At 65.4% G+C, this 23,397-nt stretch carries 20 protein-coding genes and 2 pseudogenes; 10 read left to right on the top strand and 12 right to left on the bottom strand.

Annotated features, from left to right (window positions below):
- Window positions 1–20: 20 nt before the first annotated feature.
- Genes AB0M74_RS02580 through AB0M74_RS02570 form a run of 3 tightly spaced genes read left to right on the top strand, consistent with a single transcriptional unit; the run spans window position 21 to window position 1,532 of the window.
- The gene (locus AB0M74_RS02580) at window positions 21–497 is read left to right on the top strand and encodes a helix-turn-helix domain-containing protein (RefSeq protein WP_364900736.1); all 477 of its coding nucleotides are present in this window, start codon (window positions 21–23) and stop codon (window positions 495–497) included.
- A gap of 38 nt (window positions 498–535) precedes the next feature.
- Window positions 536–952, top strand: a complete 417-nt coding sequence (locus AB0M74_RS02575) for an NUDIX domain-containing protein (protein WP_364900734.1) — start codon at window positions 536–538, stop codon at window positions 950–952.
- A gap of 52 nt (window positions 953–1,004) precedes the next feature.
- On the top strand, window positions 1,005–1,532 hold the full coding sequence (locus AB0M74_RS02570) for a hypothetical protein (protein WP_364900732.1): 528 nt from the start codon (window positions 1,005–1,007) through the stop codon (window positions 1,530–1,532).
- 22 nt (window positions 1,533–1,554) lie between these two features.
- Here the strand turns inward: AB0M74_RS02570 and AB0M74_RS02565 are convergent, their stop codons facing one another.
- Genes AB0M74_RS02565 through AB0M74_RS02550 form a run of 4 tightly spaced genes read right to left on the bottom strand, consistent with a single transcriptional unit; the run spans window position 1,555 to window position 5,335 of the window.
- Window positions 1,555–2,142 carry an ATP/GTP-binding protein gene (locus tag AB0M74_RS02565; protein WP_364900730.1) on the bottom strand — a complete coding sequence of 196 codons (588 nt, stop codon included), beginning with the start codon at window positions 2,140–2,142 and terminating at the stop codon, window positions 1,555–1,557.
- Window positions 2,123–2,497, bottom strand: a complete 375-nt coding sequence (locus AB0M74_RS02560; protein WP_364900728.1) for a DUF742 domain-containing protein — start codon at window positions 2,495–2,497, stop codon at window positions 2,123–2,125. The genes AB0M74_RS02565 and AB0M74_RS02560 overlap by 20 nt, the downstream gene beginning before the upstream one ends.
- The gene (locus AB0M74_RS02555; protein WP_364901917.1) at window positions 2,494–2,889 is read right to left on the bottom strand and encodes a roadblock/LC7 domain-containing protein; all 396 of its coding nucleotides are present in this window, start codon (window positions 2,887–2,889) and stop codon (window positions 2,494–2,496) included. Before AB0M74_RS02555 ends, AB0M74_RS02560 begins: the two co-directional genes overlap by 4 nt.
- Window positions 2,867–5,335: a nitrate- and nitrite sensing domain-containing protein gene (locus tag AB0M74_RS02550; protein WP_364900726.1), complete on the bottom strand. Its 2,469-nt coding sequence runs from the start codon at window positions 5,333–5,335 to the stop codon at window positions 2,867–2,869. Before AB0M74_RS02550 ends, AB0M74_RS02555 begins: the two co-directional genes overlap by 23 nt.
- 314 nt (window positions 5,336–5,649) lie before the next feature.
- Here AB0M74_RS02550 and AB0M74_RS02545 point away from each other — a divergent pair, with 314 nt between their 5' ends.
- Entirely contained in the window at window positions 5,650–7,203 is a 1,554-nt protein-coding gene (locus tag AB0M74_RS02545) for a succinic semialdehyde dehydrogenase (protein ID WP_364900725.1), read from the top strand.
- Between the two features lie 111 nt (window positions 7,204–7,314).
- On the opposite strand, the gene AB0M74_RS02540 is transcribed toward AB0M74_RS02545, so the two are convergent.
- The 3 genes and pseudogenes from AB0M74_RS02540 to AB0M74_RS02530 form a co-directional block, all read right to left on the bottom strand.
- Window positions 7,315–7,719 (bottom strand): DUF779 domain-containing protein, encoded by a 405-nt coding sequence (locus AB0M74_RS02540; protein WP_364900723.1) that lies wholly within the window; start codon window positions 7,717–7,719, stop codon window positions 7,315–7,317.
- Window positions 7,719–9,237, bottom strand: a pseudogene (locus AB0M74_RS02535) (aldehyde dehydrogenase family protein). The gene AB0M74_RS02540 and the pseudogene AB0M74_RS02535 overlap by 1 nt, the downstream one beginning before the upstream one ends.
- 90 nt (window positions 9,238–9,327) lie before the next feature.
- On the bottom strand, window positions 9,328–10,113 hold the full coding sequence (locus AB0M74_RS02530; protein ID WP_364900721.1) for a hypothetical protein: 786 nt from the start codon (window positions 10,111–10,113) through the stop codon (window positions 9,328–9,330).
- 194 nt (window positions 10,114–10,307) lie between these two features.
- Here AB0M74_RS02530 and AB0M74_RS02525 point away from each other — a divergent pair, with 194 nt between their 5' ends.
- The 4 genes from AB0M74_RS02525 to AB0M74_RS02510 all read left to right on the top strand — a co-directional run bounded on the left by AB0M74_RS02525 (window position 10,308) and on the right by AB0M74_RS02510 (window position 14,921).
- On the top strand, window positions 10,308–11,018 hold the full coding sequence (locus tag AB0M74_RS02525; protein WP_364900719.1) for a PucR family transcriptional regulator ligand-binding domain-containing protein: 711 nt from the start codon (window positions 10,308–10,310) through the stop codon (window positions 11,016–11,018).
- An 86-nt stretch (window positions 11,019–11,104) separates the two neighbouring features.
- The gene (locus AB0M74_RS02520; protein WP_364900717.1) at window positions 11,105–11,830 is read left to right on the top strand and encodes a helix-turn-helix domain-containing protein; all 726 of its coding nucleotides are present in this window, start codon (window positions 11,105–11,107) and stop codon (window positions 11,828–11,830) included.
- A gap of 689 nt (window positions 11,831–12,519) precedes the next feature.
- On the top strand, window positions 12,520–13,995 hold the full coding sequence (locus tag AB0M74_RS02515; RefSeq protein ID WP_364901915.1) for a sodium:solute symporter: 1,476 nt from the start codon (window positions 12,520–12,522) through the stop codon (window positions 13,993–13,995).
- Window positions 13,992–14,921: a C-terminal binding protein gene (locus AB0M74_RS02510; RefSeq protein WP_364900715.1), complete on the top strand. Its 930-nt coding sequence runs from the start codon at window positions 13,992–13,994 to the stop codon at window positions 14,919–14,921. Before AB0M74_RS02515 ends, AB0M74_RS02510 begins: the two co-directional genes overlap by 4 nt.
- Before the next feature lie 1,711 nt (window positions 14,922–16,632).
- On the opposite strand, the pseudogene AB0M74_RS02505 reads toward AB0M74_RS02510, so the two are convergent.
- Window positions 16,633–17,310, bottom strand: a pseudogene (locus AB0M74_RS02505) (anibiotic ABC transporter); the annotation flags it as partial.
- A gap of 147 nt (window positions 17,311–17,457) precedes the next feature.
- On the opposite strand from AB0M74_RS02505, the gene AB0M74_RS02500 reads away from it, so the two are divergent.
- Window positions 17,458–17,940 (top strand): hypothetical protein, encoded by a 483-nt coding sequence (locus AB0M74_RS02500; protein WP_364900714.1) that lies wholly within the window; start codon window positions 17,458–17,460, stop codon window positions 17,938–17,940.
- Between the two features lie 995 nt (window positions 17,941–18,935).
- Here AB0M74_RS02500 and AB0M74_RS02495 read toward each other — a convergent pair.
- The 3 genes from AB0M74_RS02495 to AB0M74_RS02485 all read right to left on the bottom strand — a co-directional run bounded on the left by AB0M74_RS02495 (window position 18,936) and on the right by AB0M74_RS02485 (window position 21,820).
- Window positions 18,936–19,148, bottom strand: coding sequence for a DUF2892 domain-containing protein (locus AB0M74_RS02495; RefSeq protein ID WP_364900712.1), 213 nt, complete (start codon window positions 19,146–19,148; stop codon window positions 18,936–18,938).
- Between the two features lie 192 nt (window positions 19,149–19,340).
- Window positions 19,341–19,727 (bottom strand): carboxymuconolactone decarboxylase family protein, encoded by a 387-nt coding sequence (locus AB0M74_RS02490; protein ID WP_364900710.1) that lies wholly within the window; start codon window positions 19,725–19,727, stop codon window positions 19,341–19,343.
- Window positions 19,728–19,744: 17 nt separating this feature from the next.
- A complete protein-coding gene (locus tag AB0M74_RS02485) occupies window positions 19,745–21,820 on the bottom strand; it encodes an MMPL family transporter (RefSeq protein WP_364900708.1) in 2,076 nt (691 codons plus the stop codon).
- Between the two features lie 249 nt (window positions 21,821–22,069).
- Here AB0M74_RS02485 and AB0M74_RS02480 point away from each other — a divergent pair, with 249 nt between their 5' ends.
- Window positions 22,070–22,330: a metal-sensitive transcriptional regulator gene (locus AB0M74_RS02480; protein ID WP_364900706.1), complete on the top strand. Its 261-nt coding sequence runs from the start codon at window positions 22,070–22,072 to the stop codon at window positions 22,328–22,330.
- Between the two features lie 628 nt (window positions 22,331–22,958).
- On the opposite strand, the gene AB0M74_RS02475 is transcribed toward AB0M74_RS02480, so the two are convergent.
- Window positions 22,959–23,378, bottom strand: a complete 420-nt coding sequence (locus AB0M74_RS02475; protein ID WP_364900704.1) for a YbaB/EbfC family nucleoid-associated protein — start codon at window positions 23,376–23,378, stop codon at window positions 22,959–22,961.
- Window positions 23,379–23,397 lie beyond the last annotated feature (19 nt).

Below are 23,397 nucleotides of genomic sequence, written 5' to 3'. Positions count from 1 at the left end.
CAACTGACTATGCTGTGGGGATGCGGAGGACGAGCTTCGAGGACATGAACTGCTCGATTGCCCAGTGCCTGGAGGTGGTCGGCGAGTGGTGGACCCTGCTGATCGTGCGCGACGCGCTGATGGGAGTAACACGCTTCGACGACTTCCGGGAACGTCTCGGCATCGCGCGCAATGTGCTCACCCAGCGTCTGGAACACCTTGTCGCACACGACATCATGGCGAAAGTGGCGTACCAGGAGCACCCGGTCCGCTACGACTACCGGCTCACCCCCAAAGGGAGGTCGCTCTGGCTCGTGCTCACCGCGATGCGTCAGTGGGGTGACGAGTGGGCCGCCCCGGACGGCCCGCCGGTGCAGTCCTTGCACAAAACCTGCGGCCATGTCACGGTGCTGGAGCCGGTGTGCTCGGCATGCGGGGAACGAGTGCACGGCCGTGACCTGCGGCCGGTCGACGGCCCTGGCGTCCGCGACGCTTCGATGATCCCTGTCGTCCGCTGACATCCCTCGGTCGGTCCGCACTGGATTAAGCTGCGGCGGTGGCGGACGGGCGAGTGGGACAGCTGATCGATACGGTCGCGTGGGTGCGTATCGAAGACGGGCGCATCCTGTGCGCACGCCCGCGCGGGAAGAACATCTTCTATATTCCCGGTGGCAAACGCGAGGGCGACGAGACTGATCTGCAGACGCTGCTGCGCGAGATCGAGGAAGAGCTGACCGTCGCGCTGCTGCCGGAGACGGTCGCACACGTCGGCACCTACGAGGCGGCGGTGCACGGACCCGACAGCGGCCTGGTGGTGCGGATGAGCTGTTACACAGCCGACTACCGCGGGACGCTCGCTGCGAGCAGCGAGATCGAAGAGGTCGCTTGGTTCAACTACGCCGATCGCGCTCTGGTGCCACCGGTGGACCAGCTGCTGTTCGATGATCTCGTCGACGCCGGACAATTGGCTTGAGCTACCCGGATCAGTTGCGGTTGCGGGCACCGTCCGCCGACATACTGTCGCGGTGACCGTATACCGCGATACGGTCGCCTACATGAGATCGGTGTGCTCGTTGTTGCGCTGGGCTGGTTACGCATTGGTGGCGGGTCTGCTCGCCTGCCGGCCGGTGGCGGTCAGATTGCGAGTGCCGCGCCTGCTGTTCGGTGCGTCGTTCCCGATGGGCACCAGGTCGGGTCTGCGCGCCGCAGTGCACACGGTTGTTGCTATCGCGGTCTGTGTGCTGACGTGGTTTCTGGCGTTTCTTGCCGTGGTCGCCGCGGTGCGCGGCATCGCCTACCCGCTGATCGCGAACAACGACCTCGAACATTCCTGGGGCGGACCGACCCTGGCCGGTGCCTGGGCGGTGCATGCGCTACTCGGAGTCGGGTTGTTGCCCGTGTGGTCGGCCTTACTGGCCGGACTCGGTGTGCTGCAGGTGAGATTGAGTCACCAACTACTTGGGCGCACCGGGCCGTGGTGGCCGATCCCGGTGTCCCTTGTGCTCGGCGCCGCAGGCGCCCTGCTCTTTATTTCCTGGCTACACCAGATATGAAGGCGAAGGTTCCGGGCGGTGATCAGGTGGCAACACGCGCCCTGCCCGCGCGCTCGATGAGGTGCTGCACCAGATTCACCAGCACTTCCTTGCAGGATTCGCGGCTGCGGGCGTCGCACAGCAGCACCGGAATATGGTCGTCGAGGTCGAGGGCGTCGCGCACCTCGTCGACGGTGTAGATAGGCGCCCCGTCGAAGCAGTTCACCGCGACTGTGAACGCGAGGCCGCGGCGTTCGAAGAAGTCGACGGCGGCAAAGGAATTGCCGAGACGGCGGGTATCGGCGAGCACCACGGCGCCGAGCGCGCCGCGGGCCAGCTCGTCCCACAGGAACCAGAATCGGTCCTGCCCCGGCGTTCCGAACAGATAGAGCACCAGATTCCGGTCGATGGTGATGCGTCCGAAGTCCAGCGCCACCGTGGTAGTGGTCTTCTGCTCGACGCCGGACAGATCGTCGACCCCCGTGCTGATCTCGGTGATCAGCTCCTCGGTGCGCAGCGGCGCGATTTCGCTGATCGCCGAGACCATGGTGGTCTTGCCGACGCCGAATCCACCGGCGATGAGAATCTTGACCGAGGCGGCCAAATGTGGGTCAGAGTTTTCGGATGCCATGGAGTACCGCTCGCAATATGTTGAGATCGCCCGGGCCGGCCTCCGGCTGTACCGGAGCCCGGAAGATCAGATGTCCCTCGCCGATCAGATCGCCGACGAGGATCTTGGTCACCGCCAAGGGAAGTTTCACATGGGCCGCCACCTCGGCGACCGACTGTGGGACGCGGCAGAGCCGAACGATGTCGGTGTACTCGGGCTCGGCCCGCCGCAGGGTGGGCGCGCGATCAGCGGTGACAACCACCGTGAGCATGTCCAGATCGTGACCCGCACCGATAGTGCGGCCACGGGTCACCGCGTAAGGCCGGACCAGCGGACCGGCGGCCTCGTCGAACCACGGCTCACCCTTACGTGTCATGGCAGTCGCGCGGGGGTGGACAGGTAGGTGCCGACTCGTTGGACGGTGACGTTCATTTCATAGGCCACCATGCCGAGATTCGCGGTCTCGGCCGCTTGCAGTGCGAGGCAGGCATTGTCGCCGGCCGAGGTCACGAACAGCACGGCGCGATCGAGTTCGATCACCGCCTGCCGGACCCCGCCGCCGTCGAAACGATTGCCCGCGCTGCGCGCCAATCCGTAGAGGGTCGAGGACATCGCGGCGAAGTGTTCGGCGTCCTCGCGGGTCATGGCAGTGGATCTGCCGAGCAGCAGGCCATCGGTGGACAGCACCACCGCGTGACGTACGCCCGCCAACCGATCGACCAGATCGTCGAGCAGCCAGTTCAGATCACCGGTGTTGGAAGAAGTCACCATTGCCTTCCTGTTCGTCCGCGGGCACGGCGGCCGCGGTAGCGGGGAACTCCTCGGGCACAGCCCTCGGCAGTTGGTCGGGTACGGCCCGGCGGCCCTGCCTGGTGCCGTTCTCGATGGCGGACATGAGGTCTCGGGCCTGCTCGGCGCTGCGTGCGCGCTCGGTGCCCGGCTCGGCGACCGGCTCGACCGGAGCAGGTTGCGCCAACTGTGGGGCGATGCTGGCCTGTCGGTTCCTGCGCGGCAGCGCGGGCCTGCCGTCAGGGCTCGCGTGCGGCGTCGGCGCGCTCGGCCGCGGCTCGCTGGTGAAAGTCGGCCGCGGCGGTTGCACCACCGGCGTCGCTTCCGGTGGTGCGGTCAGCACCGCGGATGCGGGTTCGGCGGATGCGGGTGCCGAGGATTCTACAAACGGCACCGGGTGGTGGCGTCTGCGGCCGGCGTCGGTCGTCTCGGATTCCGATGCGGGCAGGGAGTTTTCGCCGGCGATCAACGCGGAGGGGATCAGCACGATGGCCCGGATCCCACCGTAGTCGGACTCCGCGAGCCGGACCGAGATACCGTGTCGGACGGCAAGCTGCGCGACGACGAACAGGCCGAGACGGGAATCGGCGGACAGCGCCGCGACTCCGAAATCCGGTGGGTTGCGCAGCATGTCGTTCATCTTGGCCATGTCGGTCGCCGACATTCCCATGCCCTGATCGCTGATCTCGGCGACGATGCCCTTGCCGACCACATTGCCGGTCACCTCGACCCGTGACTGCGGCGGCGAGAAGGCGGTCGCGTTGTCGACCAGCTCCGCGAGCAGGTGGATGAGGTCGGCCACGACGTTGCCCATGACATGGGTCTCGGGCAGTCGGGCGACCCGGACCCGAGCGTAGTCGAGAGTTTCGCCGACGGCGCTGCGCACCACGTCGATCAGGGGCACCGGGTTGCGCCACTGCCTGCCGGGCTGTCCGCCGCCGAGGATAGTGAGGTTCTCGGCGTTGCGGCGTTCCCGGGTGGCCAGATGGTCGAGCCGGAAGAGGGTATCCAGCATGGCCGGATCCTCCTGCCTGGATTCGGCCTCGTCGAGAATCTCCAGCTGCCGATGCACCACGATCTGGCTGCGGTGGGCGATATTGAGGAAGACGGCCTTCACGCCCTCCCGAGTGCGGGCCTCGTTCACCGCGGCGGCGATGGCCGCAGAGTGCGCGTGCTCGAATGCCTTGGCCACCTGGCCGATTTCGTCGTGTCCGTAGTCGAGGGTCGGCGATTCCGTAGCCGGATCGATGATTTCGCCCTCGCGCAGCCGCCGCATTGTCTCGGGCAGGCGCTCGTCGGCCAGCGCGAGGGTTTCGCCACGCAGGCGCTTGAGCCTGCGGATGATGCGGTTGGCCAGCAGTAGCGTGATCACGAAGGCCAGCACACTGACCGCCATGACCCCGCCGCCCGCCCATGCGGAGGTCGCCGCGGACTCGGCGGCCTTGTCCTCGGCAAGTTTCTGTGACTGCTTGTTCTGCGCGATCCAGGCGTCGATCAGCCCGCGATTCACCTCGGCGGCGGCGTTGTGCCATTCGGGCGGGCTCAGCGGCAGTACCGGAGTGGTCGACGGTTTGCTCGAAGAACTCGAGGAGTTCGCGGAATTCGAGGAGTTCGTCGAGCCTGCGGAGCTCGCGGTGCTGGTCGTATTGCGTTGGGCGAGCGCATTTTCCACCGCAGTCAGCTGTTGCCATGCGGTGCTGTTGGTCAGTGCCTGCAAACGCTCGCGTTGGGACTGGTCGAGTTCGGCCGTCAGATTCGCGACTTCGGTGTGATAGAAGCCGATCTGCCGGAGGTATTCCTCCATAGGAATGGGAGTGGGGCCGTTCGAATCGGCGATCATGTCTGCCAGTGCGTTACTGCGCGACATCGCTTCCACGGCAAGGAAAATGCGCATCCCGTCGGCGATGCCTACGCCGATCTCGGCGTCGGGTGCGGTCTGCTCGGCGATCTCGGTGCCGAAAGTGATGACATCGAGCAGGCGGTTGTAGAACATGTACGCGTCGGGCACCGGCAGTTGGCCGGCGTCGGTGGCGGTACGCACCTGGGTTATCTGGGTGCCGAGGGTCATGAAGTTCGCGGCGTCGTCGCCGATCTTCGAGTCATCGATCTCGCGCAGGCCGGTGGAGGCCGCGATCAGTCCGCGCAGTGCGCCATCGAGCCGCATTCGCGCCGCTCCGAGCGTCGGCGTGACGGCATCGTCGCCGGTCAGCGCGGCAATCGTCAAATGGCGTTCCTGCTGGACGGCCTCGAGTAGCTCCCTGGTCGGCGGGATCGCCTTCTGATTCTGCGCCGCCCAATCCTGGGCCTTGTTTCCCTGGGCTACCAGGTATCCCGCTGCACCCACGCCGACCACGAGCAGAGTCAGGCTCGGGATGAGCGCGATCGCCAGTATCCGTGTTCGGACACCGAGCCTCGCTCTGAACATCGGCACAACGTAATCGAGATGCCGACCCGTACGGCGATCGGGTCCCGGTGAGCGAGACTCGATTTGACACGAGAGATCTGATCTGATCGCTCGAGGTCGAGGCATGAATTCCAGTGGACGCCTTGGCTTCTGCGGTGCTCATCAGCTATTCGGAGCCTGCGAAGTTTCGGACCGGCCGTGACGCAGGGACGACGCCTGTACATTGCGCCGAATCAGCGACATCAGCGGCCGAGCCGGGTCGAGTGTGTGCGGCTCGGGCAGGTGAGGGCGTAGATTGTGTGTAATCTGCGGTTACTCACAAGTAGGAGGCAACGATGCCCGCGCCGGAAGCCGAAGTTTTCGCTCGTCTGAGCGCCCTGACGGCAATCGATAGCCCCGAGGCCCGCTCGACCAAGACGATCGTCGAGACCTTCACCGGTAAGCCGCTCGGCGCGGTGCCGGTGGGCACGGCCGCGGACGTGACCGCCGCATTCGACCGGGCCCGGGCAGCGCAGGCCCGCTGGGCCGCGCGATCGGCCAAGGAACGCGCCGCCGTGCTGGAGCGGTATCGGACATTGGTCATCGAGCACCGCGAGTTCCTCATGGACGTGGTGCAGGCCGAGACGGGTAAGGCGCGGTGGGCCGCTCAAGAAGAGATCATGGGTCTGATGTTCGCCGCCCGGTATTTCGCGAAGGCGGCGCCGAGGCTCCTCGAACCACACTCGGTGCCCGGCGCTTTCCCCGTGCTCAATCGGGCATCGGTGCACACCCAGCCCAAGGGCGTTGTCGGTGTCATCGCACCGTGGAACTATCCGATGCTGCTGTCCATCGGTGACTCGATCCCCGCGCTGCTCGCCGGTAACGCCGTTGTCGTGAAGCCCGACAGCCAAACGCCGTTCTCGTCCTTGGCAAGCGCGGAATTGCTGTACCAGGCCGGGCTGCCGCGCGATCTGCTCGCGGTGGTGACCGGCCCGGGCACCGTTGTCGGCACCGCGATCGTCGATGCCTGCGACTATCTGATGTTCACCGGCTCCTCGGCGACCGGCCGTTCGCTCGCCGAGCAGTGCGGGCGCAGGCTGATCGGCTTCTCCGCGGAACTGGGCGGCAAGAACCCGATGATCGTCACCAAGGACGCGAAGCTGGACAAAGCCGCCAAGGCGGCGGTGCGGGCCTGCTTCTCCAACGCCGGACAGCTGTGCATCTCGATCGAGCGACTGTATGTCGAGCGCTCGGTCGCCGCAGAGTTCACCGAGAAGTTCGTCGCTGCGGTGCGGGCCGCCGAACTCGGTGCCGCCTACGACTATTCGGCCGATATCGGCAGCCTGATCTCCGAAGCACAGCTGGAGACCGTGACCAAGCACGTCGCCGACGCCACCTCCAAAGGGGCGAAGGTGCTCGCCGGCGGCAAAGCACGTCCAGATCTCGGCCCGCTGTTCTTCGAACCGACGGTGCTCGCCGAGGTGACCGATGAGATGGAATGCGGCCGCGACGAAACTTTCGGCCCGCTGGTCTCGATCTACCCGGTCGACACCGTGGACGAGGCGGTCCGACTAGCCAACGATACCGAGTACGGCCTCAACGCCAGCGTATGGGCGGCGAGCAAGAGCGACGGCGAGCAGATCGCCCGGCAACTGCGTGCGGGCACCGTGTGCGTCGACGAAGGATACGCGCCTGCCTGGGGCACCACCGCGGCGCCGATGGGTGGTATGGGTATCTCTGGAGTCGGTCGCAGGCACGGCCCGGACGGGCTACTGAAGTTCACCGAACCGCAGACCGTGGTTCTCACGCGGTTCATGAACCTGGATGCGCCCCCGGTGATCTCGAAGGACAAGTGGCAGCGATTGCTGATGACGCTGGCGCGCAGCTTCCGGTTCCTGCCTGGTCGCTAGCGAGGTCGTCGGGATCCGCACCTCGTCGTCCCGGTGCACACCGGGACGACGAGGCCGTGCGGTGCCGGCCAAGGGCTGCGGATCCCCGGACCGTCACCCGTCCTTGCGGTGTCAGGCCATGCGGTCGGCTCCGGTGTGCGGCGGCGGACCGGCGGCCAGTGCGGCGGATTCTTCGCTGGTGAGCAGCCGGGATCGGACGACGAAGCGCACGCCATCCGGCGCTTCGAGGGAGAATCCACTGCCGCGACCGCTTGCCACGTCCACAGTAGGTCGAGTGTGCTTCCACAGCTCGTATTGGTCACTGCTGATCCAGAATTCGGTGTGCCACGGCAGTCGGCCGAGCAGGACGTCGGCGCCGCCGATCCGGAAGTCGCGGGCCGGGAAGCACATCGGTGAGCTGCCATCGCAGCAACCGCCCGACTGATGGAACAGCATTGGGCCGTTCTGCTCGATCAACCGCCGCAACACGATTCGTGCCCGATCGGTGATGGCGACCCGATGGACCCGGTCTTGCATCAGAAGAGCCCCTGTTTGGTCGGCATATAACTGACCAGCAGGTTCTTGGTGTGCTGGTAATGATCGAGCATCATTTTGTGGTTCTCGCGTCCGATTCCGGACTTTTTGTAGCCGCCGAACGCGGCGTGCGCTGGGTATGCGTGGAAGCAGTTGGTCCATACTCGTCCTGCCTTTATCGCTCGGCCCATCCGGTATGCGGTGTTGATATCCCGTGTCCATACACCGGCGCCGAGTCCATAGAGGGTGTCGTTGGCGATGCGCACTGCTTCCTCGACGGTGTCGAACCGGGTCACCGAGACCACTGGTCCGAAGATCTCCTCCTGGAAGATCCGCATGGTGTTGTTGCCCTCGAAGATCGTTGGCTGAATATAGTACCCGCCGGGCAGTCCGTCCACCTTGCGTGCTTCCCCTCCGGTGAGCACGCGGGCGCCTTCCTGCCTCCCGATGTCGATGTAGGACAAGATCTTTTCGTATTGGTCGTTGCTGGCCTGGGCTCCGATCATGGTGGTGTCGTCGAGGGGGTTGCCGCCCTTGATGGCTTTGGTGCGTTCGGTGCAGCGGGCCAAGAATTCGTCATAGATCGAAGAGTGGATCAGCGCTCGCGACGGGCACGTGCACACTTCGCCCTGGTTGAGCGCGAACATCACGAAGCCTTCGACGGCCTTGTCGAGGAATTCGTCGTCGGCGGCCATGACGTCGGGCAGAAAGATGTTGGGGCTCTTGCCACCCAGCTCCAGACTGACCGGAAATGATGTTCTCGCTGGCGTACTGCATGATCAGCCTGCCGGTGGTGGTTTCGCCGGTGAAAGCGACCTTCGCCACCCGCGGGCTGGCGGCGAGCGGCTTGCCCGCCTCGACGCCGAAACCGTTGACCACGTTGAGCACACCGGGCGGCAGCAGATCCGCGATGAGCTCGATCACCAACAGCAGCGATGCCGGTGTCTGCTCGGCCGGTTTGAGCACCACGCAATTGCCCGCGGCCAGCGCGGGCGCCAGCTTCCATGCCGCCATCAGGATCGGAAAATTCCATGGAATGATCTGTCCGACCACACCGAGCGGCTCGTGGAAGTGATAGGCGATGGTGTCGGCGTCGATCTCGGCGATGCTGCCCTCTTGTGCGCGAATGGCACCCGCGAAGTAGCGGAAGTGGTCGACCGCCAAAGGTAGGTCAGCGGCCAGGGTTTCGCGGACCGGCTTGCCGTTGTCCCAGGATTCGGCGACCGCGAGCGGTTCGATGCTGTTCTCGATCCGGTCGGCGATCCGGTGGAGAATATTTGCGCGCTCGGTGACGGAGGTGGTGGCCCAGCCTTCGGCAGCGTGGTGTGCGGCTTCCAGGGCCATATCGATATCGGCAGCGGTCGATCGGGCCACCGCGCAAAAGATCTCGCCGTCGATCGGCGAAGGATTGTCGAAATACCGTCCTTCGATGGGAGCCGCCCAGTCGCCATCGATAAAGTTGTCATAGCGGACGGCGTAACTGACGATGCTGGTTGCGGACCCCGGTTTGGCGTAGATCATGGCAGTGCTCCTCGCGGAATCTTCCTCTGAGAGGCCACTATGACCCGTGAAGGTTGGTGCGAGGTTGGTGATGGCGTCGAACCGCGGACGCTAGGTGTGCAATGCGGTGTGGAGGCGCGCGGCGACCACCGACCGCCGCACATCGTCGGCAGGGAGTAGCCGCAGCGCGTGCTCGTGTACCCCGATGTCGTCGGGGACCCGTTCGCCGAGCACCACCGCATGCTCGGCACGATCGCTCGCCAGCGCCACGGTGCGCACACCCACGTCCAGATACGTGCGCCACTCCACCACACCCGGGGTGTCCGAGCCGGGCAGCAGCGGTCCGCGATAGAGCCACAGCGCCGAGGTGGCGTCCCCGGCCGCGATGGCGGCGAGCAACTCGACCGCGTCACAGGACAACGCGCCGGTGAGCATGTACCTGCGGTTGGTGATCTCGCCACCGGTGGTCCGGCGCAGGCGCGAGACATCGGCTTTGAGCGTGTTGGCGGAGACCTGGCGGTCGCCATAGACCGCGGCGTGCAGTTGCTCGGGCGTGAAGCCGTCGGGCTCCAGCGCGAGCAGCGCCAGGATTTCCAGTTGGCGTGGCGGCAGCGGGACCGGTCTGCCCTCGCGTAAAAGCTTTGCAGCGCCTAGGCATTCGAGACGAACACCCGGTGTCGGGGTGGGCGCGGCCGCGCGCAGCATGGTCTCCACGGCGGTGACGAGAGCACGCACCGAGGTCATGACCGCCGGATGTGAGCGGTTCCACGAGAGTCTGCGCAGGTGCGGTTGGGGTTCGGAGAACAGGTAGGTTCCGCCTCCGAGCCACGCATCTCCGGGGAGCCAGCTGGAGTGCGTGCGGGCATCACACACCTCCAGCGCAGTGTTCAGATCCATACTCGGCACCGTCCTCACAGATTGGTGCGCTCGATTCAATGCGGTTGCTTGCCCGGTGCCATCGGCTGTGACCTACGGAAAAGTCGGCTGGTAGGGGCCGACTATCGGTTGATCGCACAAGGGTGTGCGGACCGCGAACACCTCTACGATTCAGTGATCGGCTGTCAGGGCGGACTGCGCGAGAGGAGCGGATCATGCGGGTAGATGACCTGCTTCATCTGGAATCGCTGGGACTGCACTTGATGTGGGGAGATCCTGCGCTGCTGCGACACGAGGTCAGCGGGGTGACGGCCACGGATCTGCAGGACCCGACGGCGTACCTGCAATCCGGTGAGGTCGTCCTCAGCGGTCTGGTCTGGTGGACGTCGCGCGGCGGCCGCAATAAAGCCGACCAATTCGTGGCGGCACTGGCCAACGCGGGCGCGGTGGCCCTGCTCGCGGGTGCTGTCCGGCACAACGGCGTTCCCGCCGAGATCGTGCGGGCCTGCAGGGAACACGGTGTCGCGCTGCTCGCGGTTCCTGCACACACCACGTTCCGAACGATCACCGACGCGATCTACCTGCGCCGTTGGGGTGACCTCGACTCCTCGCCGCACTCCTCGCTCCCCGAGGACGTCCGGCAGGTGCTGCATCGGCTCATCCGGGATCAGGTGATGCCCGGTGTTCTCCTGGACCGGATCTCCACGCACCTGGGCGGTCCACCGTGTGCGCTGGTGACTTCGACCGGGCGGACTATCGCTCGTTCCTCTGGTGCGTGGTGTGGTCGCCTGCTGCGATCGTCGGTAGTCTGCGCCGTGGTGACAGCGCAAATCAGCCGATCGGGTCGGCGGATACGCAGTATGACAAGTGGTACCTACACATGCCGGTCGGGCGGGAGGTACCGCCGCGTGTACTGCAGGAACTGACCGAGTACTACGTCATTACCGTGATCTGTCGACGGAGGCCGAGGCTGACCGGCAACAAGCCGCCGAGGAGCTTTTCGTCCAGCTCGATGACGCGAGAACCGAACGCCCACCGCTGGCAACGGCATTGCGATCCTGCGGAATCGACGAGCCGGGCCCATACCGGGTTATCGCTGCCGCGACGGCGCCCTATCGACCGGGCGCATCAGTACGCAGCGCTACGAGAGTTGCTCTCCTACATCACCGATCAACCCTTCGTCGTGGGGACTCACGGCGCGCAGGCCGTTGCCATCATCGGCGACATCCCGAACTCGGACGAGCTTCTGCGCTCGGTCCATGACCTCGTGCACTCTTGCGACCCAGGCAGCGGCCTCCATCTCGGTATCGGGTCGGCCGCAGGCACTGACGAAGAACTCCGTGACAGCCTCATCCGCTCGAACCATGCACGCCGGGCCGCAACCGCACTCGGCCGAGACTTAGCTGCCTCCGAGGACCTGACGACGCTGAATGAACTGCTTGCCGGCGTACCTGCCCCGGTCCGCGCCGCATTTAGCGCCCGGGTCCTCGGCGCTCTGACCGAACCGGGTGTCGCTGGTCTGCGCGAAACCTTGGCGGCATTCCTGGACCATAACGGCTCCTGGACCAAAACCGCCGACGCTCTCTATTTGCATGTCAACACTGTCCACTACCGTATCGAGCGCATCGAGAAGCTGACCGGGCGCGACCTCTCGCGGCTCGAAGACCGCCTCGACCTGCGCGCCGCTCTACTCGGCACCGCCCCCGAACCAGGCGAACAGATCCGACACGCATGCTGAGCAGGTTTCGGTTGGTACACGTCCAGCTCGGTTGACAGGCTGCGGGACGAGGCAAACATGCCCAAGTCGAGTGCCGAGACGCGTGAATAGGTGTCGAGCAGATCGTTGACGTGCAGCGCGACTTCTACGAACAGCACCCACCGGCGCGCATCGATCGCACCGAGGCAACAATTCCGGCCATGGCCGAGTTGGTGGCAAGGTTCCAGGAATGGGGCTGCCGATCGTGCACGTGATGCGGCTGTACCTGCCCAATGGTTCGAATGATGTGGTGCACCGACATTCGGCCGAATACGGTGACGGCAGTCCAACAGCCTCGATCCTCATGACGGAGCTCGTTGGCAGTAACCGCACCAAGTGCCAGGACCGGTTAATCAGACGATTAGACCCGCGACGCCCTGGCGAAGCGATGACACTCTGCGCAGCCCGTATCGCTCGAATCTTGGAATCGAAGACGTACTCGGCCTGAGCCGGTCGATGTGACCGGGCTGTCGGGTCGCGAGCTGCTTCCGAATTCAGCCGCTGACCCAGTCCAATCCCATTGATGGGAACTGTTGTGCGCGAAGGGATGTCGATACACGTATTGTACCGTCTCGATCGAAACCCATTGCAACGCAAATGGATCTACCATTTGCCTGAGGTTGGGCGAAGTCGATCACCATTGCTTATCAACTTCTGCTGATGGAGCGCATGTGAATCTCACGATCATTCTGGTGTATCTGACCGCGATGCTCGGATTCGGGTGGTGGGGGAAACGCCGTGCCGAAACCGCGAGCGACTACCTTGTCGCTGGTCGCGGACTTGGCGGCGTGTTGTATGTCGGCACCATGGGCGCTGTTGTCCTCGGCGGCGCATCGACCGTCGGCGGCGTCGGACTCGGCTATCGGTACGGCATCTCGGGTATGTGGCTGGTGGTGTCGATCGGCACGGGTGTGCTCCTCTTGGGACTGTTCTTCGCCTCCCGTATCCAACAATTGCGGATCTACACCGTCTCGGAAATGTTGAAGCTGCGCTATGGAATAGACCTCACCGCCGCGTCGGGCGCGGTGATGATGGCCTACACGCTCATGCTCACCGTGACATCGACTATCGCGTACGCGACGATTTTCACCGTTCTCTTCGGTTTCGATCGGACGCTGTCGGTCGCAGTCGGCGGCGGCATCGTCGTCGCCTACTCGGCGATGGGTGGGATGTGGTCGATCACGCTCACCGACATCGTGCAGTTCATCATCAAGACGATCGGCATATTCGTCCTGCTATTACCCTTCACCTGGCATCGGGCCGGAGGCTACCACGGAATCCGAGAACGGCTGAGCACGGACGCGTTCCACCCCACCACGATCGGTATCGGCACGATCATTACGTTTTTCGTCGTGTATTGCCTGGGAATCCTGATCGGGCAGGACATTTGGCAGCGCGTTTTCACCGCGAAGTCGCCGGGGGTCGCCCGCTGGGGAGGTGTCGTGGCAGGGGTCTACTGTCTGCTCTACGGCGTTGCGGGCGCGATGATCGGCCTCGCCGCAGCCGCGGTGCTGCCTGGGATCGGGGCGAAGGACGATGTCTACGCCGCGATCGCGCAGCACACCTTGCCGGTCGGGCTCAGCGGCATCGTGCTGGCCGCGGCGGTGGCGGCGATGATGTCGACCTCCTCCGGTGCGCTGCTCGCGACCGCGACCGTCGCGCGTCGCGACATACTGCCGACATTGGTCTTGGTCACCAGGCGTGGCGCGAGCGAACGGCAAGATGTGGCACCGAATTCCGAACTCGACGGCAGTCGCCGGTACGTGATCGCGATCGGCGCGGTGGCCGTCGTACTCGCTGTGCTGATCCGCGACATCGTGTCGGCACTGACGATTGCCTACGATATTCTGGTCGGCGGTCTCCTCGTGCCGATCCTCGGCGGGCTGGTCTGGAAACGGGCGACCGGCGTGGCCGCGGTGGCCGCGATGGCAGTGGGGACCGTAGCCACGGTGGCTACCTTCTTCGTCACCGGTGACATTCTCGCGAACGCGCCCGTCTATATCGGACTGTCCAGCGCGACAGCGACATTCGTGGCGGTCAGCCTGATGACACCGGCAACGCCAGCCCACGTGACGGCGGCGTGGGTCGCGCGAAGTCGAGGACTCGACGGTGCCGCGCCGCTACCCGAGACCGAGGCAGCACAATGATCGAAAGAATCGTCGTGATCGATGATTTCATCCCGGTCGAAGTACTCGAGCAGTCGTTGGCGGTCGGTGGAATCACCGCGCAAGTAACCGTGGTCGACGAGATCCCGGCAGGCGCAGGAATTGTCGCCTTGCTCGTCGGGCCCGAAGCGGCAACGCTCACCGGCGAACATTTGGATCGGCTGCCGGACCTTCGGGTGCTGTCGGCCACCTCGGCGGGCTACGACCATCTACCGGTGCAGGTGGCCATGGCCCGCGGGCTTCGAGTTACGCGTGCCGCGGGCTACTGCACCGAAGAGGTCGCCGACCATGCCTTCGCGAGCGTCCTCGGGCTCATCCGCTCGACGGCCGCACTCGACGCCGAGGTGCGCGCGGGCCGCTGGGACGTGACCGCGGCGCCGCCGCGTCGCATTGCCGAAACGGTGCTTGGCATATACGGATGGGGTCGCGTCGGCACCGCGGTGGCCGCCCGGGCTCGTGCGCTGGGAATGACGGTGTTGGTCTGCAGTCGCTCGCTGGACAGTTCCAGCGCTTCGGTCGTCGGGGGAGTCGATCTCGTCGACTGGCCTGAACTGCTGCACCGGTCCGATGTACTGAGTCTGCATGTCCCGCTGACCGACCGGACTCGGGGGATCGTTGATGCCGCCGCACTGGCCGCGATGTCGCCCGGCTCCTATTTGGTGAATGTCGCGCGCGGAGAACTCATCGACAACGATGCCCTCGGCGCGGCATTGCGCAGTGGTCAACTGGCAGGAGCGGCGATCGACGTACTCCCGCACGAACCGCCCGCGCTGGACGATCCGATCCTCACCTTCCCGAATCTCGTGATCACCCCGCATGCGGCCTGGTATTCACCAGGCGCTGCGACGGCGCTCGCCCGACAAGTCGCCGCTGATGTAGCGAGGGCGTTGACGGCGAATTCGGCATGAACCCGGTGGGCGGACGGCCGCTCATCCGGTCCGCGGTCAGGCGCGGCTGGTTCATCGCCGCGACGTTCGGTGTGTTCCCCGCGCACGCGGGCGGATGAGCAACAAGGACGATGCATCAAAGAGCTCCGGTGAGGGGTTGATTCGAGCGTGCCTAGAGCGTGCCGAGACGGGCCGATACAACACGGATATGGCAGCACCAGCCGGACGTTGAAAAGCCTCTGACCTGGACGGGAGGGTGTCAGCCGGACACCCAGCGACGAATTCCAGTTCCCTGGGGGTCAAGTGGTCGCAGGTCCAAATCCTGTCATTCGACATTTTCGAACCCTCCAGCGTGCATAGAGGTAGGCAAGCGGTGCTTCGCCTGATGGGTGCACCGCGGACCTGGTCCCGATAAAGCTCCGGGCCTCGGTCGTGGCGGATGCTTTGTGGGACGTATCCGGCATGGGTGCGGCTACCCGGTCTTAGGGCTAACCTCGGCTGGTAATCCGGTTCGCTGAATTTGCTGGCGCGGGCTGGCATTCGACCCGCGGACTCGGTATGCCGACGCCGACTTCAGAATCTCGGCGGCCTACTCGAGTTCTCGGTTCTCACGACGCAACTGTTCGAACGCTGCACGCCTGAGGCGCGCACCGCATTCCGGGTGTGGGCCGATGGGGCAGCTGCCCGGGAAGCATCGGCCCACACCATTTTTCCAGCGGGTGGTTCGTCCTCTACGACGACAACGCCTGGTGAGCTTTGGCGTTGCCCGCCGTATTCGCACTCGTGGTGGGCTCCGTCGGCTTCGCACTCACGGAGCACCGGGACGTCGGCTCGGGGCTCGTGCCGACCCGGCCGGGCCCGGCCCGGGCATCCCGTTCGCTGCCGACGGCGGTCGGATCGGCGTGGTGGATGCAACGGATGATCCTGTTCTGGTGGGCATTCGGAGTCGTCGTCCTCGCCGTCGTGTACGGCGCGATCGGCGACCAGATCGACGACTTCCTCGGCGAGGGCGAGCAGGTGGCCGACATGATGGAACAGCTGGGTGGCGGAACAACCAACATGATCGACGCCTACCTCGCCACCATCTTCGGCATGATGGCGATCGCGGTCGCCGGCTACGCCGTGCGGGCATTGCTACGGATGCGCGGTGAGGAGTCAGCAGGGCGGCTCGAACCCGTTCTCGCGACAGCGGTTTCGCGCCCGCGATGGATGCTCGCGCATATCGGCATGGTCACTGCGGGGATCGTGGTCCTGCAGACGCTGACCGGGGCAGCGACGGGACTCGCGTTCGGTCTGGTTATCGGGGACGTGCCCGGTCAGGTCGTGAGTCTCATCGGTGCGGCTCTTGTCTTCGTGCCCGCGATCCTTGTCGTCGCGACGGCGGTCGCACTCCTCTTCGGCGGCCTCCCCGCCGGGTCGACCGGACTCTCCTGGGGCGTCCTTGCACTCTGCCTGGCCTTCGGGCTGCTCGGACCGCTGCTCGGCCTACCCGACACCGTCCGTAACCTGTCGCCGTTCGCGCACGTCCCTGCTGTACCCGCCGCGGAGGTCACAGCCACTCCACTGGTCTGGCTCGTAGTGATCGCCGTCGTCATCGGGGCGGTCGGAATAGCGCTGTTCCGGCGACGGGACCTCACCGCCTCGTGGGGCCTCGCTGCTCATCAGGCCGGGTGGTGGCTGGCTGGCCGACGTGGGCGTCGCCGATCGGCTGGGCCGAGCAGGTCCGACCCTAGGTGCCGCCGTCGGTCACCGTTCCCGTCATGTCGCCCACCGCACGCAACAGGAACGCCACGCCCAGGGCCGCGCCGGCCAATCCGTTGGCGGTACGGGCGCTGTCGGTCACCTGGGCGGTGACCGCGGCGATCGCCGCGAACGCGATGCCGGCCCCGGCCACCGCAGCGCCGAGGGCGACCGACCCGCCCAGTGGCAAACCCTCCACCATCAGAACGACCACATTGAGCAGACCGAGAAGGACGTTGGCGCCGTCCGCGACCATCAGCGCGGCGGTGAGCAGTGCCTTCCGGCCCACCACGGCGGCCTCGACGAGCTCGGCGCGCCCGGTCTCCTCGTTCTGGCGGGTGTGCCGCACGATCAGCAGGGTGGTCATCAGGCCGGCGGCCAGCGACAGCGGCATGACGATCTGGCAAGCGAGTACTGCGCCGGCGCTGTATCCCGACACGAGACCGTTGGTGGCCAACGCGACCGGCGACGCGGCGGTGGCCATCGCGAAACTGCGCAGGTCGGCCTCGGTGGGATACAGGCCGAACACACTCGACGCCGAGAATGCCTGCAGCGCAGTGAGAGCGAGCAGCCACACCGGCAACTGGATGCGGTCGCGGTGCAGAGCGAGCCGTATGAGCCGGGCGGTTCCCGCGTGAAACTCCAGTGCCCGCGTGGCATTGCGGCCCAAATCAAGTCTTTCGCCATCCCGAGAACGCCGCCGGTTCGGCCGACACGAACGGCCATGTCGTCGTGCTGGTCAAGACAACTGAACCACTGCATCGCCAACTCCCGGCACGGCGAGGTAGGTTCGCGCGAAACGACGAGGGGAACGGATGTGAAAGATCCGCACGATCAACCGGAGTTACCGACGCCGGCCCCACACGGCGCAACCGCGGTCACCGGAGCCTTCTTCGCGCTGATCCTCGGTCTGCTGACCGGAATCGCCGGAATTCTGTGGACCCTCTATGTAGTGGCCGGCATCGAAGATCACGCCCGCGAATATCCAGAGATCGGCGGTTACACAGACATGATCGTCATGGGGATCGTCGCCGTCGTCATCGGGCTGACCTGGTCCGTCGGCGGATTCCTTCTGCTGGCGTACATGAAAACGGGTCGTTTCCTGTTGATCCTCGCGTCAGGGGTGGCACTGATCGTGAGCGTTGCACAGCTCTTCAACAGAGGTTTCACCTTCTTGTTCATTCCGATCATCGTGAGCCTGCTGATTCTCGTCCTGTGCGCGGTCCCGGCAACCGGTCGCTGGATCGTGGCGAATGAACCAGAGCCGAATCCGCTTGCGCACGATCAGGGCCGGGACTGAGTTCGCCCAGCTGGCCACGCTATTTATGGACATATGTTCTCGTTGCTCATTGGGCTGCGGGGCCCGCAATGTCGAGCTCCCGAGCTAGCTTCAGTCGACTCGAGTGCGCGGTAATGCCGCTTGTGGGTTGGTTCCGCCAGTGGAGCCGCGGTCGACCGAACGCAGGTACATGCCGATGACAGGGCACTCGTCTGGCGAACTGGTCACAGTGGTCAGGAATCTGGTCCGTCGATTCCGAGAGGTAGCCTGGGGCGCTCGGTACTGCAGGAGGGGGTGGTTGTGGCGCGACGCGGGGTGACGGTCTGCTTGCCGCCGGATGCGATCGATGACGTGGAGGCCGCGATCACGCGAGCTCTCGCTCCGTTCGAGATGTACCAAGGGTTTCCGGAGCGAGATATGTGGGACACATGGTGGATTCGGGGTGGTGGAGAGGGAGCCGGGTTCTATGTCCGACCGGGTTATGAGGATGATCCTCGGCTGATTCACGACGGTCCCAACCAGTTCGGCATTGTGTTGCCCCCAAGCGAGGCGAGTGCGCGGGCGGCCCCAAGGCCTTGCTGAATGTCGCGACGCACAATCTCTCATGGCCGGATGTGCTCACCCTGGATGGTTGGTGGGTCGAGTCGAGCGGCGTTTGCCGACATAAAGATTGGGACAAGAACCCGTCCTACGAGGACGAGCCGACTGCCCGATACCGCCAGGCGGCATCGAAAGCTACCTGGAGACACTGCCCGACACTGTGCTTGTTCGGGTCTATTGCCACGGCTAGCAACGCTCGCGCCTATCCGAGGCTTGATCACCTCTTCCAGATAGGGTCGGGCACGCCGGGTGGCCGAAACCGCGTTTACGAACTCGCTTTTCGTGGCTATGCCGGACGAGGCCGCCGCCAATTCATCTGCGCGCCCGGCGTCAGATCACCACGACGACCTCCGGATGAACGCACCTTTCGATGACTGTCCTGGATCCGGAGGTCTTCGCTGTTTTAGCGTGCTCGGCTAGCTGAATGCGCGGCTGGCCGGGAGCCCGAGTTTCCGCAGAAGTGTTGCCGCAGGGCAGAATCCGGTGACGCTCGCCTGGAGTTGGTTGGCTCCCGCGAACGCGGTCAGCAGGAGGAACCAGGGCGAGATCAGCACCGCGAGTGTCAGGCCGAGCAGGGTGATGGTGCCTGCGAGGGTGAGCACAGCGCGGTCGATGTTCATGTGGGGCATGGGTTCGCCTACCTTCCGAGGATTCGGTGCAGCCAGCTGCTTCGTTTGGCATCCGGATGGCCTGGACACCATTGATCGGCGGGGACTGTGGCCTTGACCTGGGCGATGTGTTGTCCACAGCCGGACCAGGTGGTTTTGGAGCAGGTTTTGCAGCGGATGGGTCGGCACACGGATGGATTCTCTTCCCTTGAATCAGGCGGGGTTCTCGCCGGCGTCGATGGCTGCGGCGAATTCGGAGAAGGCCTCGTAGGCGCGGGCGCCGTGGATGGTCGCGGGTCCTCCGTGCATCAGGAAGGTGACGCCGATGGCTTCGGCGGCCTCTTGTCGGGTCGCCCCGGCGCGTGCTGCGGCTTGGCCGTGCGAGGCGATGCACCCGTCGCAGCCTTCGACGACGCCGATCGCGAAGGCGATGAGTTCCTTGGTTTTGCGGTCGAGCGCGCCGGGGGCGAACGCGGCCTTGCTCAGTTCGCCGAAGCCTTGGTACACGTCGGGGATGGCCTCGCGCAGGTCGCGGTGCAGTGGAGTCAGTTCGCGGAGCACCTGTTTGCCGTGGCTGCTGGTGCGTTCAGTCGTTGTCATTCGGATTCCTTTCGAATTCAGCCGTGCGAGAAGTGGATGGTGGGCAGGATTCGGCGCAGCCAGGCCGGCGTGGCCCAAGCGGTGCGCCCGGCCAGGCGCAGCATCACCGGCAGCAGGACCAGCCGGACCAGGAAGGCGTCGAGCAGGACAGCGACGCCGAGGATCACGCCCATCTCCTTGGGCGGCAGCGGGCCGGACAGTGCGAAGGTGAAGAACACTGCGACCATGACGCCACCGGCGGCGAAGATGACCCGCCCCGAGTGTGCGACAGCGCCGACCATGGCCTCGCGAGGATGGCCTGAGCGTTCCCAGTGCTCTTTGGCCGAGGCGAGCAGGAACACGGTGTAGTCCATGGCGATCGCGAAGATCATCGCGAAGAAGAACACCGGCGCCCAGGCGTCCAGAAAGCCCTGGTGCTCGAAGCCGAGCATGCCGGAACCGATCCCGTCCTGGAACACCAGCCGGGCGACGCCGAATGCGGCGGCAGTTGAGAGCAGGCTGGCCGAGGTACCGAGCAGCGAGATCAGTGGCGCCTGCAATGCGAACAGCAGCAGCGCGAAGCCTAGGACGAGCACCACGCCGATCACGATCGGGGTATAGCGATCCAGTTGCTGCTTCAGGTCGATGTTCTCCACCGCCGCCCCGCCGACCAGTGCGGATGTCGGTAGCTCGGCCCGCAGGCGAGCCACGGTGGCGGTGAGCGTCGGGTCGGACGGGTCGACCTTCGGGACCGCCTCGATCATGCGGTAGTCGCTACCGTCGGCGGAGGGCACAATCGGCATCACGGCACCGATCTCCTTGTCTGTTGCCAGAATTCGGTTCGTGGCCTCGGCATCCTGTGAGCTGGTCACCACTTGCAGCATGCCCGGCGCACCGGGTCCGAAGGCCTGCTGTACCAGCGAGTACCCGACCCGGGCGCTCGCGTTCTCGGGCAGCACCTTGATCGACGGCATCGCCGTCTTCAACCCGACGGCCGGCGCGGCCAGCGCCACCAGCACGATCAATGATCCCAGACCCCACACGACCGGTCGGCGCCACAGCCGTTCTCCCCAGCGGGCGAAGGTGGGCGGCCGGTGCTCACCGGTATGCACCCAAGGCAGCGATAGCTTGTTGATCCGATCTCCCAGCTTGAACAGCACGACCGGCAGCAGGGTCAGGGTCGCGGCGAGGACGAAGACGACCGAGAGCATGATGCCGCCGGCCATCGACCGGAACGACGGCGAGGGCACGAGCATCACCGCCGACAGCGACACCAGGACGGTGGCGCCGGACAGCAGTACCGCCTTTCCGGCGGTCTCCATGGTTTCCGCGGCCGCTTCGCGTGGCGACTCGTGCCGGCCCATCAGCGCCGCACGGAACCGGACTACGAGGAAGAGTGCGTAGTCGATACCGAGCGCGAGTGAAAACATCATCGCGAAGTTCATCGCCCAGATGGATACCGGCACGAAGTGGTTGATCAGCACGAGTGAGCCGGCGGAGGCCATCAGCCCGGCGAGGGTCAGCAGCAGGGGGAGACCGGCGGCGACCAGCGCCCCGAACGCGAGCACCAGGATCGCCAAAGTGACCGGCCACGAGAACATTTCGGATTTCATCATCGCGTCGAGGTTGGCTGCGTTGAAGTCCGACCACAACAGTGACGATCCGGTCGGATTCACCTGCACCGTGTCGGTCGACAACGCCTGCAACCGGCCCTTCAGATCGGTTGCGGCCCGCACCATCTCGTTGGTATCGATGCCCGCACCGGCGAGCACCACTGCCGTGCGATGGTCCGGCGACAGGCTCGCGCCGGGTGTCGGCGGAATCACCTGCGCGATCCGCGAATCGCTTTGGACCACCCGCGTGACCGCGGCGATTACCGCCGGGCCGTCACCGCTGTCGAGCGGACCGGCGGTGCTGTGCACCACCACCTGGATCGCGTGACTGGCGTTCCCGCCGAAGTGGTCCTGCGCCAACTGTCGTACGGTGACCGACTGCGAGCCATCGACCTGCCAACCTGCGCCCGACAGGCTCTTCTCCAGTATGGGCGCGAAGGCGCCCAAGCTGATCACCAGCAGCACCCATGCCGCCGTGACCAGCCTCCGATGGTCGATCACCCATGTTCCGAGCCGTCCCAGCGGACCGAACCGGCCTGCGGATACGGGCGTTGCACCGCGGGTCTTCTGCACCGTCTGTACCACTTCTCACCGCCTTCTTTCGCATCCCCCCGGGGGGATGTTTTCACCGACGATAGCATCCCCCCGGGGGGATGTATGCTGGCGAGTGACGAAAGCCGCCGACCGCGGCGGGTTGGATCGGTGCGCACGCCAGGCGCAGCCGATCGGCACTACTGAAGGAGGACCGCGATGCAGCTGGAACCAGAGGCCGTGAAGGCCGTGACCCTCCGCATGAAGCGAGCCCACGGACACCTGGCCGGCGTCATTCGTATGCTGGAAGAAGGCGCGGAATGCGAGGACGTCATCACCCAGCTCGCGGCCGTCAACAAGGCCCTCAGCCGCAGCGGCTACGCGCTTGTCGCCACTGGACTCCAGCAGTGCCTCACCACCGGTGGCCCCGACGGCGTCGACACCAAGAAGATGGAAAAGCTCTTCCTCTCCCTGGCCTGAACTGGAGGCAACCGCTTGCGCGTCGGCGAGTTCGAGGAAGGTGCGCTGCCGCGCCGGTTGACTTGGCCCTAGGAGCCCTGGGCGGACCGGCTCACCGACGCCCGACTCGTCCGGGCACGTGCCGCGAACGCGCATCCAGACGAAGACCCACATCATGATCGCCATCGATGTCACTGCCCCTACTGGGTACGCCCGAGCATTCTGGCGCAAGGTGATTGACTGAGACCGCGAACAGGGGACGGCACTCTCCGCTGACGGCTCGGGTGCCAGGGGCGCGAGCATAAACGATTCGGTGTTCGTCGGCGGCCATTTTTTTTCGATGTACGGGCGAGCTTCTGGGCCGAGTTGCTGGCCCGACATCGAGCGTGCCAAGAACGTGCCAAGACGGGTCGATGCAAGGCGGATCGGACAGTACGACCCGGACGTCGAAAAGCCTCTGACCTGGACGGGAGAGCGCTAGTCGGACACCCCGGGACGAATACCAGCTCCTGCCGAACCAGCCGGTCGTCATGCTCGTGGTGAGCGCTTCGGCCCGGCCGGGCACGTATACCGCGCAAAGCCTGTGCGCGGCGTACGGAACTGAACCCGGTGCGGAACATCCCGTCATCCGCTCTCGGCGCACACCCGCCTACCGCCCGTGGCGCCGAGGATCGTCCGAATCTCGTAGGCTCGGCGCGCCTGGCACCAGGTCAGGGAGATCGGGCATCGCATCGGCACCCGCGGCAATCGGGGCGGTAATCGCCTCGTTCTGCTCGGTCGCCGAACGCGCCGCCGCCCGTCCCGCCTCGGTGACAGATTTGCCCAGCCTTTCCGGAGTACTGCGAAACGCCGCCTGCGCAAACCGCACGTCGGTGAGGACACCCGCACCATCCACGGTCACGGTGACCAGACCGTCGGTCGAACTCGCCGAAGCCCGCACCGCCGCCAACCGCTCGTAGACCTCGGATATCTGCGCACGCTGCTCAGCGAGCGTATCCAGCATGTGTTCGACCTGGTTGCGCATCCCGAAGTTGGTCGAGCGCAACCCATCTCGCTCCCATTGCTCCATCGGCTGCTGCTCTCCTCGG

Origin of the sequence: Nocardia sp. NPDC051463, assembly GCF_040681975.1 — a bacterium.
Classification (GTDB): domain Bacteria; phylum Actinomycetota; class Actinomycetes; order Mycobacteriales; family Mycobacteriaceae; genus Nocardia.
Note: the sequence above shows the minus strand (reverse complement) of the source record. Positions and strands in the feature narration are given on the sequence as shown.

Excerpts from the sequence above, each read along its gene's own strand:
- AB0M74_RS02545 (WP_364900725.1), top strand. The coding sequence starts at position 5,650 with ATGCCCGCGCCGGAAGCCGAAGTTTTCGCTCGTCTGAGCGCCCTGACG.
- AB0M74_RS02580 (WP_364900736.1), top strand. The coding sequence starts at position 21 with ATGCGGAGGACGAGCTTCGAGGACATGAACTGCTCGATTGCCCAGTGC.
- AB0M74_RS02490 (WP_364900710.1), bottom strand. The coding sequence starts at position 19,727 with ATGACAACGACTGAACGCACCAGCAGCCACGGCAAACAGGTGCTCCGC.
- AB0M74_RS02475 (WP_364900704.1), bottom strand. The coding sequence starts at position 23,378 with ATGGAGCAATGGGAGCGAGATGGGTTGCGCTCGACCAACTTCGGGATG.
- AB0M74_RS02560 (WP_364900728.1), bottom strand. The coding sequence starts at position 2,497 with ATGACACGTAAGGGTGAGCCGTGGTTCGACGAGGCCGCCGGTCCGCTG.
- AB0M74_RS02520 (WP_364900717.1), top strand. The coding sequence starts at position 11,105 with ATGACGCGAGAACCGAACGCCCACCGCTGGCAACGGCATTGCGATCCT.
- AB0M74_RS02480 (WP_364900706.1), top strand. The coding sequence starts at position 22,070 with ATGCAGCTGGAACCAGAGGCCGTGAAGGCCGTGACCCTCCGCATGAAG.
- AB0M74_RS02565 (WP_364900730.1), bottom strand. The coding sequence starts at position 2,142 with ATGGCATCCGAAAACTCTGACCCACATTTGGCCGCCTCGGTCAAGATT.
- AB0M74_RS02540 (WP_364900723.1), bottom strand. The coding sequence starts at position 7,719 with ATGCAAGACCGGGTCCATCGGGTCGCCATCACCGATCGGGCACGAATC.
- AB0M74_RS02495 (WP_364900712.1), bottom strand. The coding sequence starts at position 19,148 with ATGCCCCACATGAACATCGACCGCGCTGTGCTCACCCTCGCAGGCACC.
- AB0M74_RS02525 (WP_364900719.1), top strand. The coding sequence starts at position 10,308 with ATGCGGGTAGATGACCTGCTTCATCTGGAATCGCTGGGACTGCACTTG.
- AB0M74_RS02510 (WP_364900715.1), top strand. The coding sequence starts at position 13,992 with ATGATCGAAAGAATCGTCGTGATCGATGATTTCATCCCGGTCGAAGTA.
- AB0M74_RS02550 (WP_364900726.1), bottom strand. The coding sequence starts at position 5,335 with ATGTTCAGAGCGAGGCTCGGTGTCCGAACACGGATACTGGCGATCGCG.
- AB0M74_RS02530 (WP_364900721.1), bottom strand. The coding sequence starts at position 10,113 with ATGGATCTGAACACTGCGCTGGAGGTGTGTGATGCCCGCACGCACTCC.